This is a genomic window from Sediminibacillus albus, assembly GCF_900101125.1.
Lineage (GTDB): Bacteria > Bacillota > Bacilli > Bacillales > Amphibacillaceae > Sediminibacillus > Sediminibacillus albus.
Window position 1 is genome coordinate 796,713 of the sequence record NZ_FNFL01000001.1, and the last position, 12,554, is coordinate 809,266.

Annotated in this window: 16 protein-coding genes and 1 pseudogene; 6 read left to right on the forward strand and 11 right to left on the reverse strand. The window is 41.6% G+C overall.

Annotation, left to right across the window (positions count from 1 at the left end; translation table 11 throughout):
• Positions 1 to 327: 327 nt before the first annotated feature.
• The 6 genes from BLR93_RS17895 to BLR93_RS04055 all read left to right on the forward strand — a co-directional run bounded on the left by BLR93_RS17895 (position 328) and on the right by BLR93_RS04055 (position 3,041).
• Positions 328 to 489, forward strand: coding sequence for a hypothetical protein (locus tag BLR93_RS17895; protein WP_175559231.1), 162 nt, complete (start codon positions 328 to 330; stop codon positions 487 to 489).
• 164 nt (positions 490 to 653) lie between these two features.
• The gene (locus BLR93_RS04040) at positions 654 to 1,343 is read left to right on the forward strand and encodes a VOC family protein (RefSeq protein WP_093212346.1); all 690 of its coding nucleotides are present in this window, start codon (positions 654 to 656) and stop codon (positions 1,341 to 1,343) included.
• Between the two features lie 19 nt (positions 1,344 to 1,362).
• Positions 1,363 to 1,527, forward strand: a complete 165-nt coding sequence (locus BLR93_RS17900; RefSeq protein WP_175559232.1) for a hypothetical protein — start codon at positions 1,363 to 1,365, stop codon at positions 1,525 to 1,527.
• Positions 1,528 to 1,592: 65 nt separating this feature from the next.
• Positions 1,593 to 2,177 (forward strand): histidine phosphatase family protein, encoded by a 585-nt coding sequence (locus BLR93_RS04045; RefSeq protein ID WP_093211449.1) that lies wholly within the window; start codon positions 1,593 to 1,595, stop codon positions 2,175 to 2,177.
• Between the two features lie 17 nt (positions 2,178 to 2,194).
• Positions 2,195 to 2,701 carry a hypothetical protein gene (locus tag BLR93_RS04050; RefSeq protein ID WP_175559233.1) on the forward strand — a complete coding sequence of 169 codons (507 nt, stop codon included), beginning with the start codon at positions 2,195 to 2,197 and terminating at the stop codon, positions 2,699 to 2,701.
• Between the two features lie 22 nt (positions 2,702 to 2,723).
• Complete coding sequence (locus BLR93_RS04055; RefSeq protein WP_093211451.1) at positions 2,724 to 3,041, forward strand: hypothetical protein; 318 nt, start codon at positions 2,724 to 2,726, stop codon at positions 3,039 to 3,041.
• 171 nt (positions 3,042 to 3,212) lie between these two features.
• Here the strand turns inward: BLR93_RS04055 and BLR93_RS04060 are convergent, their stop codons facing one another.
• The 11 genes and pseudogenes from BLR93_RS04060 to BLR93_RS04110 all read right to left on the reverse strand — a co-directional run bounded on the left by BLR93_RS04060 (position 3,213) and on the right by BLR93_RS04110 (position 12,515).
• Positions 3,213 to 4,940 carry a M56 family metallopeptidase gene (locus BLR93_RS04060; protein WP_093211453.1) on the reverse strand — a complete coding sequence of 576 codons (1,728 nt, stop codon included), beginning with the start codon at positions 4,938 to 4,940 and terminating at the stop codon, positions 3,213 to 3,215.
• A 143-nt stretch (positions 4,941 to 5,083) separates the two neighbouring features.
• On the reverse strand, positions 5,084 to 5,584 hold the full coding sequence (locus BLR93_RS04065) for a GNAT family N-acetyltransferase (protein WP_093211455.1): 501 nt from the start codon (positions 5,582 to 5,584) through the stop codon (positions 5,084 to 5,086).
• A gap of 80 nt (positions 5,585 to 5,664) precedes the next feature.
• Positions 5,665 to 6,054: a MazG nucleotide pyrophosphohydrolase domain-containing protein gene (locus BLR93_RS04070; RefSeq protein ID WP_093211457.1), complete on the reverse strand. Its 390-nt coding sequence runs from the start codon at positions 6,052 to 6,054 to the stop codon at positions 5,665 to 5,667.
• Positions 6,055 to 6,125: 71 nt separating this feature from the next.
• Entirely contained in the window at positions 6,126 to 7,541 is a 1,416-nt protein-coding gene (locus BLR93_RS04075) for a hypothetical protein (protein ID WP_093211459.1), read from the reverse strand.
• A 194-nt stretch (positions 7,542 to 7,735) separates the two neighbouring features.
• A pseudogene (locus BLR93_RS04080) lies at positions 7,736 to 8,257 on the reverse strand (DinB family protein).
• Between the two features lie 91 nt (positions 8,258 to 8,348).
• Entirely contained in the window at positions 8,349 to 9,557 is a 1,209-nt protein-coding gene (locus BLR93_RS04085) for a Bcr/CflA family efflux MFS transporter (RefSeq protein WP_093211461.1), read from the reverse strand.
• Between the two features lie 155 nt (positions 9,558 to 9,712).
• Positions 9,713 to 9,997, reverse strand: coding sequence for a TIGR04104 family putative zinc finger protein (locus BLR93_RS04090; protein ID WP_093211463.1), 285 nt, complete (start codon positions 9,995 to 9,997; stop codon positions 9,713 to 9,715).
• Positions 9,998 to 10,190: 193 nt separating this feature from the next.
• Entirely contained in the window at positions 10,191 to 11,195 is a 1,005-nt protein-coding gene (locus BLR93_RS04095) for an HAAS signaling domain-containing protein (protein WP_093211464.1), read from the reverse strand.
• Positions 11,182 to 11,544 carry a PadR family transcriptional regulator gene (locus tag BLR93_RS04100; RefSeq protein ID WP_093211466.1) on the reverse strand — a complete coding sequence of 121 codons (363 nt, stop codon included), beginning with the start codon at positions 11,542 to 11,544 and terminating at the stop codon, positions 11,182 to 11,184. Before BLR93_RS04100 ends, BLR93_RS04095 begins: the two co-directional genes overlap by 14 nt.
• Positions 11,545 to 12,010: 466 nt before the next feature.
• Positions 12,011 to 12,220: a hypothetical protein gene (locus BLR93_RS04105; protein WP_139184385.1), complete on the reverse strand. Its 210-nt coding sequence runs from the start codon at positions 12,218 to 12,220 to the stop codon at positions 12,011 to 12,013.
• A gap of 85 nt (positions 12,221 to 12,305) precedes the next feature.
• Positions 12,306 to 12,515, reverse strand: coding sequence for a hypothetical protein (locus BLR93_RS04110; protein WP_093211470.1), 210 nt, complete (start codon positions 12,513 to 12,515; stop codon positions 12,306 to 12,308).
• Between the last annotated feature and the right edge of the window lie 39 nt (positions 12,516 to 12,554).

Consider the following 12,554-nt stretch of genomic DNA (forward strand, 5'->3'; position numbering starts at 1 on the left):
ACCGTATAGTCCGCTCTGCAATTAACAGCAATAGTATCACTGTAAACGGCAGAACTGCAACCAATGAAGCGTCTGCACGGCTTGCAGATGCTTCATTGGTTGGGCAACTTCGCCAAACAGATGAGGTGCAGATGTCTACTAAAATAACCCAATCGGGTATAATTTTCCCATATATTCATGCAAGTCCCACCCGAGCGCTTTTGATTTATGTTCTATTATTTGCCCAGTTTATTTCCTTCTGAGCCAGCAAAAAATGAAGCATACGGATGAGTAAGCTGGTGCTTCTAGGAAATGCTAGCTATAAAAGCAATAATTGGAGGTGTAATAATGGCAGATCGCTATGATGAATACCGTACGGGACAAGGTGTGCCAGTTGGCGGACAATACCAATGCCAGGCAGGACAGAAAGTATCCTTTAAAGAAGGCGAAGAGTTCCCATTATGCCCAGCTACTGGCGAGGAGACGACTTGGACGCATGAGGATCGTTAATTAGATTTTCCTAGAAACAAAAAAAGAGCTCGAAGCCGTTTGTGGTTTTGGGCTCTTTTTTATTGATCCGGCAGACAGTAGCAGAAAGTTTATCTATGTTAAAATTAATTAAATGGATGTTGGTTATGTATATTCCAGAAATTTTATTTGTAGGAGGAAGCGAGATGTTTATAAATAAAGTTACTCTCTATAGCGGGCATCTAACCGAAATGAAAGATTTTTATGAAAAGACATTAGGCTTCGAAATATTAGCTGACGATAACGATGCTTTTTCTGTGCAAGCCGGTGACAGTGTATTGCAATTCAAAAAAGCGCCTGCAGACACGCAGCCATTTTACCATTTTGCCTTCAACATTCCACCTAATCACTTTAACCAGGCAAAAAAATGGGCGAAAGACAGAGTTATTTTACATAAGGAAGATGGCGATGATGAGGTTTATTTTCACTTTTTAGACGCTAATGCTTTTTATTTTTCCGATCCCGCTGGCAATGTTGTCGAATTGATAGCAAGGCATTCGGTTTTTCCTGATTTCAAAAAGAAAAGGGAATCTTTTTCGGCAAATAGTATCTTGAATATAGGCGAAATCAACCTTACTACCAGGAAGGTTGCCGATGCAGCAGCAAAACTAAACCAGTCAGGAATACTAGTTAGAGATAATGAGCCATTAGAGCCAGACGGATTAAACTTTATGGGCGAGATGACAGGAGGTTCTTTTCTATTATTGGGCCCTCCCCAACGCCGCTGGTTTTTTTCAAATAAATACGCTGAAGCTCATCCAGTATCGGTTCAGGTTGATGGTGAAAAGCAGATTTTTTTAGACGAAGATACGTTGAAGGTGGAAACGATAAAATAGGAGTAAAAGGAGGATCAAGATGAAGCTCCATCTGGCAGCAGGTATTTTGGCCGGTTTTACGATAGTCTTTATAATTAAAGGGCTGTGGACAAGCGAATTTGATTGGATTTGGTGGCTGTCTATGATGATCGGCGGAATAATTGGATCCTTGATAGCCGCCTTATTGACACGTAAGGGCAAATAGGATCCTTATGTTACTTTTGGCAGGCAAGCCTTCTTAAGTGAGATTTATCGAGAGGTGAAAAGTTCTTGGGAAATTTAATACTTATTAAGCACTCGAAACCAACTATTTCTTCCAGTATCCCCTCCTGTGAATGGACCTTATCAGAGGAAGGAATCAACAAAGCTAGATTACTAGCAACTCCTTTGAGAAACTTTCTGTTCAATACTGTATATTCCAGTATAGAACCTAAAGCAATAGAAACAGCCGAGATAATCGGAAAAGAACTAAATAAACAAGTTGACATCAGACAGGGAATTCATGAACACGAAAGGCATAAACATCGTAAAATTTATCCGGAAGACCAATGGAAAACAATAATACGAGAATTTTTCGATTATCCAAACGATTTGGTATTCGGCCAGGAAACTGCTGCTTCCGCTCAGAAAAGATTTGATTCATCGGTTGGTAAACTGCTAAAAGACAGACCGGCAAACGAAGATATCGTCATCGTTGCCCATGGAACAGTCATTTCCCTGTTTATTGACGAGTACAATCAAGTAGACGTCATGGAAATTTGGAATTCACTTGGTTTGCCAGCTTACGCTGTACTTGATGCCGAAAGTTTTCGATTATATGACATTGTTAATATGAATGGAAAAGGATCTCGTTAGATGGGAGCTATTGATTAATGTTCATCGAAATTAAAAGCATGCTGCCAAGAAAAATCATTGCTGCTGTAATTGCAGGTTCCCTGTTTGCCGTGTTATTCGGACTGATAAGACCTAACCCTTTCGGGAGTATAGCTTCTCTAAGCGAATATTTTTCTGCTTTTTTAATCACAACTCCTGTTTACCTTCTTTACAGTTTTCCGGTAATTTTCATTTACGGTTCATCAACGTCCATCATCAGCGATTTGCTTTCCCGTCGGATTGCCCGTAAATGGTTTGTAAACAAAGAAGTATTTATATCAGGCATACTCCACCTGCTGTTTGGATTGATATTACTTTGGATCAGTCTGCTGGCTGCCTTGATTTATTTTATCGTTGACCGATTGTTAGACAGAAAAGAAACCGTGTACAGGTGGCGAATGGCGCTTAAAAGTTTAATCATCCCTCCTCTCCTTTGGATAGTTTTTATGTTAATCATAAGTTTCATTGATTTTATTGAAAATTGGCAGGACTATATTGTTAATTAAAATAAAGAAAGGGGCGACAGTAATGAACACACAAAAATTAATGTACCTATTCGGCTTGTTCTCAGTTGTTTCAGTAATAATCCACTTTGTTGTCTCAGCTCCCCATTACACAGAGGAGGAGCTAATAAGCGGTAGCGTCTTTTTTTCTATCGCAGCTTTCATTTTCTATTTGTTTGTATATCTCTATTTCAGAAGTGTAATCGGGAAGAAAATAGTCATGTGGGGGGTAATTATTATAACGATTGCCTTGCTGGCTATATTGATAAATTATGATTACTTTGAAAAGAATTATCCAATTTTTGCTTTTCAAGCACAATCGAATATTGTAGATATTATTTAATAAATAAAAAGCTTGAAGGTGACCTTCAAGCTTTTGTAGTTGAATAAGCCTATTCTCTCCAATAGCTCCCCCAAGTCTCCGCTCTGCTTTCCTGCTGAGTTGATCTTCTTCCGCAGGTTTTCGCTCTACTTTCCGACCAAGTCGATCTTCTTTTTCGGAGTAGCTCTATTTTCACCGAGCTCTCTCTTTAGGCAAAAACGATTCTTTCCATCGTGCTATGAACCAAAGCTTACTGGCAGCCTTTCCCCACTGGAGTTGATGGGTTTTCAACACCTGGACACGCCAATACATCGGTGGATGTGGCATAAACTGGAATTCCATGAGGCGCAGCCACCAGGGGGAACGGTCGAGCGATGACTCTTTTACCTTTCTTTCGTTGGCTGCCTCGCTGTATTCGATATTTTTCTGCATATCTTCATCCTGCCGAGTTGCTAGTACGGTAAGGCTGTCTGCCATTTGCTCCGCCCCGCCTTCGAGAAAAGAAGCCCCCAAATGGTCAGCACGTACTTCCATCCACTGTGAATAAAAAGATTGATATACTGGAAATAAAATCATTAACAGCCAAATAAGCAGGAATAAGGGCATCATGATAGCTTCAATATCGGTGACTTGATCAATGATTAACAAAATGATTGCTAGATAAACAAGCAAAAGTACCGCCTTCGCCATTTGTCCCCACATAACGTCCCTTTTTCTGACATGAACAGCCTCATGTGCTAATATACCCTCAATCACTTCAATCGGGAGCTTTAATGTGGCGGTGGTCAGTGTAACCATTGAGCGGCCGATATTCATTCCGGTGGCCAGGCCATTATAGTGAGCTGATTCAGTTTCAAACACCTTCACATCAGGAATGCCGGCTCTTGCAAAAACCCGACGGGCTGCCGCAATCACCTCTGTATCATGTGTTTCCCTGGCATCCATGGCAATTTTAAGAACGTGATCTGATATATACAAATTGAACAGCCAATAACTGACGGCGAAAACTAACATCAGCCATACTGGAGCATGTAAAAGATAGAGCAGTAAAACTATTCCTGTATAAGCCGAAATACCTTTGACCGTCATGGCAAAATATAGTTTCCCAAGCATCCGTTTAATGTTGTTTCGATGGTAAAACGGCAGAACTTCCACTCGCTCTTCTGTCTGCTTTCCCTCTGTCATATGTCCAGCTAGCCTCGTTCGCCATTGCTCCGTCTCATCTATGGTCAGGTAGACCGCTTCTCCTGGGAATTGCAGACGCAGTACTTGCTGAAAGCTGGTCGTGAAGTCGCTATTAGCAGTGAACAGTGTAAAAAATGGGTGGAGCTTTAATATGTCAACAGTTGATTCAATCCTCATTGACTCAAGATCTTTCACCGGGAATTTTCGTGCGTTTAGACGGGAAAGTAAGTATAAGCAACCATTGGCATCCGAATAATAAATGCGAATACCTTGATACGTGGCCAACCGCTTGATCATTATTGTAACGGCTGATAACATCCCAAAAGCAATAATCAATTTGAGAGGACTAGTTTCGGGGCCAAATAGCAAGAATAGAACTGCACCAGCAAATACTAATAATGCAAATCCGATATCGAGTAGAATACGTGCTGCCTTACGTGTAACGACAACTTGTTCTACTTCGACTGATTTCAGTTCCTGTTTCAGTTCACGGTATTTAGCTTCTCCGCCAGTCAACGTGAGCCAGGCCATCCAGCCGCTGGAAAGAAAAGCAATATAAATAAACCCATCGAGAAATCCATGATGATAAAAATTGAAGCCGACTGCCAGTAGAGCTGTGGCAGCCTCTGCTGTTACCCCCCATTTTTTACTTTTTCTGCGCATAAGCGAACCAATTAGTTGGATGGCTACCCCCAAAAATAAATATAAGAGGATTTCGGGAAGATTCGGAAGCATCTCTTTCACCTACATTTCTGAAATTAATTTCGTATTATCGGTTATTATTAGTATGCCTTCTATGTCAGAGCGGGTTGAATTATCATTAACGAATCCTGCAGCCTGCTGACACCAAACAATTACTAACTCTATCCGCTTTAGACTTATATTGCTTTGCGAAAGGCTTTGACAATAATGCCATCATTGGCCGGTTCAAAATCGTATTGCGGCAGCCGCTCAAATCCCACCCGTTCATATAGGCGGATAGCACCGTGCATGAATGCTCCGGTATGCAAACCAATCCAGCAATAGCCCTTAGCTTTCGCCCGGTGGATGCACTCCTCGATCAAGGCAGATGCTACCCCTTTACCCTGCGCTTCTGGTGTAACAGCGAGGACACGAATTTCCGGATAATCAAGTTCTTCCACATGTCCTTGATAGGCATCCGTATTGGCAGGAAACAGTGCAGCACTGCCTAACGCTATTCCCTCATGTTCGGCGACGAGCAATTCAACACCTGGCTGGATATCAGCATCGGATGAAATCGCCTGCTTCAACGCCTGCCAGTGGTTCTGGTTGATCGCCTTAGCATATATACTATAGGCTTGCAACCGCTGTTTGCGGATTGCTTGTACTTCATCTTTTCTTGCATCACGAATGTTCATATCGGCATCTGCTCCTAAGACTTGTCTTCAAGTTATTGTTCTGTGCTAAAGCACACTTCCCAAAATTATTAGGCATACTCTCATTTATTTTTTTTAATTAGTGGTACATCTTTATTTTTACGCTGCTTCACTTCATCCATTTTTGCATAAAAACTCTCTTCCAAATCAATTTCAAAATAATTGGCCATCTTGGTTAGATAAGCAAGGCAATCAGCGAACTCTTTGCTTATATCCGCTTTTATCGATTCCTTGGCTCGCCCAAAGGCCTCCTGTTCATCGACACCCTCCTCGATTAACGTATTAGTCCTATTGAAAGCCTTGCGATACTCTTCTGCTATTTCTGCTACTTCTGTTGTTAATAGCATGTAATTGTTGAGCAGTGAAGCCCTGCTTTCTGTATAGCTGGCTGAACTGATTTCCCAGTCCATCTCTCTCTGAAAAGTTGCTGCATACTCCTGTAGTTCCTTCATAAGTCACCTCTAGTAATATCTTTTAGTGGACATCTTGTTTTTCCATAAGCAAATAAGTATGTGCTAGTTTATTAATAAACGACATACCACATGAACTGGATATAAACCTGTACGAATAAATAAAAAGCAATAGAGTAACCGAGATTAAAGCTAAAACCATTTTTCAAAATGCTTAACCCGTTAGTAGCACTCAATATGATGATCGGCAGGATTACCGGTGACAATAAGACAGAAATCACACTCCCAGATGTCATCGATAGCACCACTAGTTCCGCAGGATAAGGCAAGCTGACATTTTGCAGGATACCCGCTACCAGTACAATAACTGTCAGAGGACCAAGTCCGAGGAAACCCAAAAAGATAACGGTAAATGGCAAAATAACCAGGAAGTTTAAAAATGGGACAACTTCCTCCAAATAAAACAGGCTATCAACCAGATAATTCCCGATCCCGGACTGATTGACGGAAAAGATCAACATCCCAGCAGCAAGCAGCAGGCTGAACTGCTGGGATTTATACTTCATTTCTTCTCCAAAGTAATCCTTGGCTTGAATAAACAGCCGGTCCCCTCTTCTTTTCACCAAGAAGTAAGCACACGTCCAGACGAGAATCACAGGTGGAATGACCATTAACAAGCCCCAGCCCATCGTAATATGTAAAATAAATATGGTGCTGAACAATGACACGAACAAGCAGGCAAACTCCATAACATGACGCTTGGACTGCTTAACATCTTCTGTATTCTGAACCAGTCTATCAATCTCTTCTTTTATCCCGGCGGTAAAGTTGATGCCATATATTTTCTCTTTATAGGAAGCAAACCACACTGCTAGTAAAATGCCGCCCATTGATATGAAAAAGCCCTGTGCGATTGTTCCTGCTAAGGAGGCATCAAGGTGATCGACGGCGAAAGCAAAACTGGGAATGCTGACAACCCAGAGTGTCGTCAGTGCAAACGAACGAAGCAATGCAGTTCCTTTAAAATACTCCCATGCTTCGCTTTTCTTATTACGTAGAAACTCATTGATGAATTGATACATCATCGGTATCGATCCAAACAACAAGAAATAAGCGATAATTTGGTTAACAATCATTACCCCGAAATAAAACTTTTTACTGGAATCCAGCAGGTTGTGAGCAACGTTCATGATGCTGTCTATATAAGGTTCTTCCCGCAGAATCCAGCCGATGACAGGAACAATCAACAATAACGTAATCAAGCTGCGCATCTGTACGATTCCATCTATAAAAAAAGCACCTAGCGGCCCGCCCGAAACCAACTGAACAACAGTGGCCGCAGTCAACAGGAATAGAGGTATCGAGAAAGAACGCAGCGAGAGGTTTATCGCAGCACAAACAATTGCGACAATGCCTGACAATGACAAAATAACCATTCCTGTGTCCGCAGGAAAAATAAATGTAAGGTAATGCATGATTGCGTATAAACAGATAGCAGCTACGAAACCGGCTGCTGAAAATTTTTTCATAGAAAAACTCCTAAACTCTTCTGATAACAGTATTTTAGTTTAGGAATATTATAGCATTTACGTTAAGCAAAGTTACATGAAGATGATTCAGTTCAATAGGAGATAGGTTATTGACGAAGATAGGCATACCCTGAAATAGAAGTACTACAGACTAAATCGTCTTATTGATTTAATGACCCGAACCGCCTATCACGTTAGGAGCCCACATCTTTTTCGACCATTTTTCGAAGGATACGGATCTGCCCTCTATGGTTAATTTCATCTTCAAACACATGGAATCATATAAAATAATTATTCGAAGGGTGTCCGTCCCACAACCTTTCTTTATATAACCAATCATCCGTCCGCTGCTGAAGTTCTATTAACGTACGCTTTCGCACTTCTGCCAGCTTGCGGATATAGTAATCCAAAGAATTTCCGTCTATCTGCCTCCGCCCTTGTTCACCGAGGCTGTAAGCAGCTCCCCATTCATCCATCTCCTGCTGATTCGGCTTTCTGTCATCAAAAATCTCTATTTGAAACCCCTTTTCTATCGCGGCGATATGTAATAGAAGTGCACCAATACTATTGCTTTCCTTTGTCAGCAAGTAATCCAGTTCTGCCACACCTAAACCTTGGACAGCATCTATAGTAGTTTTTCTAGCATAATCCATCATTGAAACCAACTGGCCGATTTGCGGTGTATAACCTTTATTTCCCGATATTTTGAATTCCATATTGTAGATTCTCCTTATACCTGGCACTAGCAAGGTAGTAGTAAAAAATAGACATTCATACAAAAAAGAAGGGGTCTCCCCCTCCTTTTTACTAAGCTTGTTCTGTCTGCTCTTTCTTTGTTAATGTAAAGAAAGCGGTGAAACCAATAGAGGAAGTTATAAACAAAATCGCTCCCATAGGTACTGCAGTCGTTTCATTAATGCCAACGAGCGGTGAAACGATAGAACCAAGTAATAAAGGCAACAGGCCTAGAACAGCACTAGCACTGCCTGCGCGATGCCCCTGGTGTTCCATCGCCAGGGTAAAGCAGCTTGTCACCGTCATTCCGATTGTTGTCATATAAATAAATATCAAAATCACCAGCATTGCCAGCGGCCCTTCGATAATCGTCATGATTAGAAGTAAAGAGGTGGCACTTACAGCGGTAATTACTGCTATCCGCAGCAAACTTCTTTCAGGAACGATTCCGCCAAAGCGCCCGATGATCGAACTTCCTGTCATGATGGCCAGCCCGTTGATGCCAAATAGAATGCTAAATACCTGCGGCGACACACCATAAATCCCCTGATAAACAAACGGAGTGCCCGACACATAAGCAAAACTTCCCCCATGGACAAACCCGACAATCAAGGCATAGCCAATAAAGGAGCGATTTTTCAATAAACTGCCCATCGTCCGGACAGAATGACCGACCGAGCTCGGTATTCGCTTATCTGGCGGTAATGTTTCTCTTAACTTCATGGCCACAATCAGCACAATAATAAACCCGAGCAAACTGAGAAAATAAAATATCGTATGCCAGCTTGCAAAAGGGAGCAGCAAAATAGCTCCACCGGCGATTGGAGCAATCATCGGAGCCGCTGCCATTATCACCATTAATAGTGCATAAAACTTTGTTAACTCCCTCCCTGTAAAAACATCCCGGACAACGGCACGAGAAAGAACAACTCCTGCTGAAGCAGTAAATCCCTGTAAAAATCGAGCGGCTATCAAGGTAGTAATGTTAGGCGCAAATGCACAGAGAAGAGATGATAATGCAAAGAGAAAAATCCCTATCATCAATGGCTTTCTTCTCCCCTGGGCATCACTAAGTAGCCCAACCACCACTTGGCCTGCCGCAAGGCCGATCAAACAAGTAGTTAAACTAAGCTGAACCAGTGAAGCACGAGCCCCTAAGTCAGCGGAAATATCAGGAAAACTCGGTAAATACATATCAATATTAAGCGGTCCAAGAATGGCAAGCATTCCGAGAAGAAAAGCCAATCCCAACCGTTCTTTTCCTGTTGGGTTTTGCAACATGAATATCAAACACCTTTCCTACCTACTAATCTACTTTCATGATAAATATTGTTAGTATACGGCAGAAAAGAAAGTCTGTCCATTGACAGCAATTACGCGAACAGGTTATTGCTAACTATTCCTTTCATGAACATAGAGCGACATTTATGGTACTATTACCACAGCGGTTCTTCCTCATTGGACAGTTTTAATAAAAACGGGTAAATAATGAAAATGACACATGCGATCACAACCAATGCCGGAATGAAGGCCCAGCCGAAATCCATTACTGCGTTGGCGGGTAAAACCAGCAGCGGCAGCAAAGCAACCATGCCTCCCCTTCTTCTTGAGGAAGCTGTTTCGTATTGTTTTTTGCCGCAGTATGGGCAATGCAATTTGAATACTGATTTCACAGTTTGTTTCCATGTCCATTCTTTGCCGCAGTTCTGACAAGTAGGCATCGGATAGCAACTCCCTTATCTTTTTTTGAGACAATTGATGATGAACATCCATGGATACAGCAATCCTCTTCTTTACCCCTATTTTAACATATTATTCCTTCTGGATACTCTTTGCTGTTAGATATTTATAGAATTATCCTATGCCTGAAAAAGGTGAATCCTCGGGGCCTCGTATAACACAACAAGCATATAGTCATTTTCTGAACGCTTTGTAAAAGCCGATTCCCGTATCAATCAGTATCGTTAGAATAAAAATGATAACTATCCAGACTTGGGATTGTTTCCAAATGTTTTGGACGGTGGCAAACTCCTCTGAATTGAATTCGCTGAATTGCGCCAGCTCCTGCATAAAATGAGGATTCCAAATCAATTGATCTTTCAGTACTAACCATGCCAAACCTAGAATGACCCCATTAACAATCAAATTGTAAACCGCCATTTTTTTTGACCACTTGCCGATAATTAGTTTCACAGCTTCTTTTAATATACCAAACGCTACAACCAAATAGATGATTGGCATAATTTCTGCAACCGCTTCGGTATCCAGGAATGGGATGACAGCTACCCATTCACCATTCTCAAATATAGTAACGCCGAATAAGTGATTGGAAAATCTCACAGCCACCAGCGCTATGACGGAAAAAATGATACCGAATACAGCCTCGCTCCGTTTGATTTGTTTTTTTGTATCCGGAATCTGTGGAAGTTCTGATGGCTTCCATTCATCGCCAAATCCCGCCGTTTTCCAATTATACCGGCCCACGCCGTAGTATTGAGCAATAGCGAAGCCAATCGTAATCCAGGCAAACATCTGGGTGGCAGCAATTATCACAGAGATGAGTAAATCGAGAAAATGCTGCAAAATCGCCGCTGGATCCAATATGGTTTCCAGGATAAAGACAACGCCCATAGCTACCGCTGCCACGGTTAAGACGATTTTCATAATGGAAATATACGGATGGAATAGTTGTGGTCCGATTAAATATCGTTTCGGTTCCCGGTACTGGTCAGCAAGTTTAGCTGGATTTCCCAGTTCCAATAGTACTTGCTCGACTTCTTCTTGGCCATATTGTTTCTCTCCTGTTTTTTCTTCAAGCATATCCTCAATCAAGCTGCGCAACTCCTGGGCAATATCTTGGCGCTGGGATTGAGGAAGCCTTTGTGTAACTGCGTAGACATATCTGTCAATCATCTCCATCTGTTGATTCCCCCTTGTCATTTAGTACCACATCCATACTGGCAACGATTTTCTTCCACTCGACTTTTAATTGATCAAACACTTGCTTGCCAGTCGCACTTAACAAGTAATACTTGCGCGGTCTTGCTTTATTGGTATCCCACTGGCTTTCCAGCAGGCCTTGCTTCTCTAATCTTCGCAGCAATGGGTACAACGTGCCAGGCTCCACCTGTACTCCTTTTTCACTAAGTATTGTCACCAAAGAGTACCCGTACTGAGGCTCTGCAAGCTGGCTGAGCACCCCAATGGTAATCGTGCCCCTGCGCAGCTCTTGCAGCAATTTATCTACCAGTTCATCGACTTCGCTCATACCATCAACTCCTCTATTCATTATAATGTATGTCATACACTATTGTAAATAATACATTATTAAATTTTTACGCGAAGACTAAACTTTATTCATGAGTAGTAAATTTAAAGGCAGGACACCTATTAAAAGAGGATATATGAAGGTATCGTCGATTAGTTTTTTATTTTTGTCCTTTTGTCTGTTACTATGGCTGCAATTAACCAGCAGTTATTAAATAAAAAAGAACCCACTTTCCATCCAGAAAAGAGAGTCCCATGAATAATAATGCCTTTTTACTTTCCAGCCAATATCCAAGCTATTTCTAACAACATAACGAGTTTGTTTATAGAAGAATACTAACTGATCCTAATTCCATTGGGTACACGTTCGCTGTTGCTATATTGGTACTATTTATCAAAGGCCTGAACGATTTCCCTCTAACCTTGTTTTGAAATCCCTTGAATCATCCGTATGATGACACTATTTCTTAGCCAATCAAATAAAGTGCCAGTCTAAAACCAAGCGGTATAGCCGCCCAAGTAAGCAACAGCAATGCAGTTAAAATTATTTTCGAATCTTTATGGACACTGATGCCGGCCAGGCAAGCACCAATTGCCCATAGGAGCAGTATGACAAAAAATTCTGGCGCAACAAATGTTCTTTCTGTATAATTCTCGCCGATTGCTGCTCCCGCCAAAAACACAGCTGTCAGGACGGCTAGCAGACCGCTGACAGCCGCATTCCCAACAACAATATACTTTCACTTCGTCCTATTGAGCCCACTATCTGCTTTTCCAGCGTTCTGTAAACGGATTCTTCTTCATACATAGGCTGGAGAGTAAATGATAAAAACTAATTTCAAAAATTAAAAATGCGACCACAAGAGCAGCTAAATAAGGTGATGGAGAGTCGATCACCCAAAAAAGCACTAATGCTGATGCGAAGGTAAGTACTCCAATGAGAATAGGAATTATCAGATTACTTCGTTTCATTCCACCACTCCTTCCTATAGAAGCTTTCCACTTAGTATT

Bases quoted from the DNA above. Each gene is read 5' to 3' on its own strand.
- BLR93_RS17895 (WP_175559231.1), top strand. From the start codon at position 328: ATGGCAGATCGCTATGATGAATACCGTACGGGACAAGGTGTGCCAGTT.
- BLR93_RS04040 (WP_093212346.1), top strand. From the start codon at position 654: ATGTTTATAAATAAAGTTACTCTCTATAGCGGGCATCTAACCGAAATG.
- BLR93_RS17900 (WP_175559232.1), top strand. From the start codon at position 1,363: ATGAAGCTCCATCTGGCAGCAGGTATTTTGGCCGGTTTTACGATAGTC.
- BLR93_RS04050 (WP_175559233.1), top strand. From the start codon at position 2,195: ATGTTCATCGAAATTAAAAGCATGCTGCCAAGAAAAATCATTGCTGCT.
- BLR93_RS04055 (WP_093211451.1), top strand. From the start codon at position 2,724: ATGAACACACAAAAATTAATGTACCTATTCGGCTTGTTCTCAGTTGTT.
- BLR93_RS04060 (WP_093211453.1), bottom strand. From the start codon at position 4,940: ATGCTTCCGAATCTTCCCGAAATCCTCTTATATTTATTTTTGGGGGTA.
- BLR93_RS04065 (WP_093211455.1), bottom strand. From the start codon at position 5,584: ATGAACATTCGTGATGCAAGAAAAGATGAAGTACAAGCAATCCGCAAA.
- BLR93_RS04070 (WP_093211457.1), bottom strand. From the start codon at position 6,054: ATGAAGGAACTACAGGAGTATGCAGCAACTTTTCAGAGAGAGATGGAC.
- BLR93_RS04075 (WP_093211459.1), bottom strand. From the start codon at position 7,541: ATGAAAAAATTTTCAGCAGCCGGTTTCGTAGCTGCTATCTGTTTATAC.
- BLR93_RS04085 (WP_093211461.1), bottom strand. From the start codon at position 9,557: ATGTTGCAAAACCCAACAGGAAAAGAACGGTTGGGATTGGCTTTTCTT.
- BLR93_RS04090 (WP_093211463.1), bottom strand. From the start codon at position 9,997: ATGCCTACTTGTCAGAACTGCGGCAAAGAATGGACATGGAAACAAACT.
- BLR93_RS04095 (WP_093211464.1), bottom strand. From the start codon at position 11,195: ATGGAGATGATTGACAGATATGTCTACGCAGTTACACAAAGGCTTCCT.
- BLR93_RS04100 (WP_093211466.1), bottom strand. From the start codon at position 11,544: ATGAGCGAAGTCGATGAACTGGTAGATAAATTGCTGCAAGAGCTGCGC.
- BLR93_RS04110 (WP_093211470.1), bottom strand. From the start codon at position 12,515: ATGAAACGAAGTAATCTGATAATTCCTATTCTCATTGGAGTACTTACC.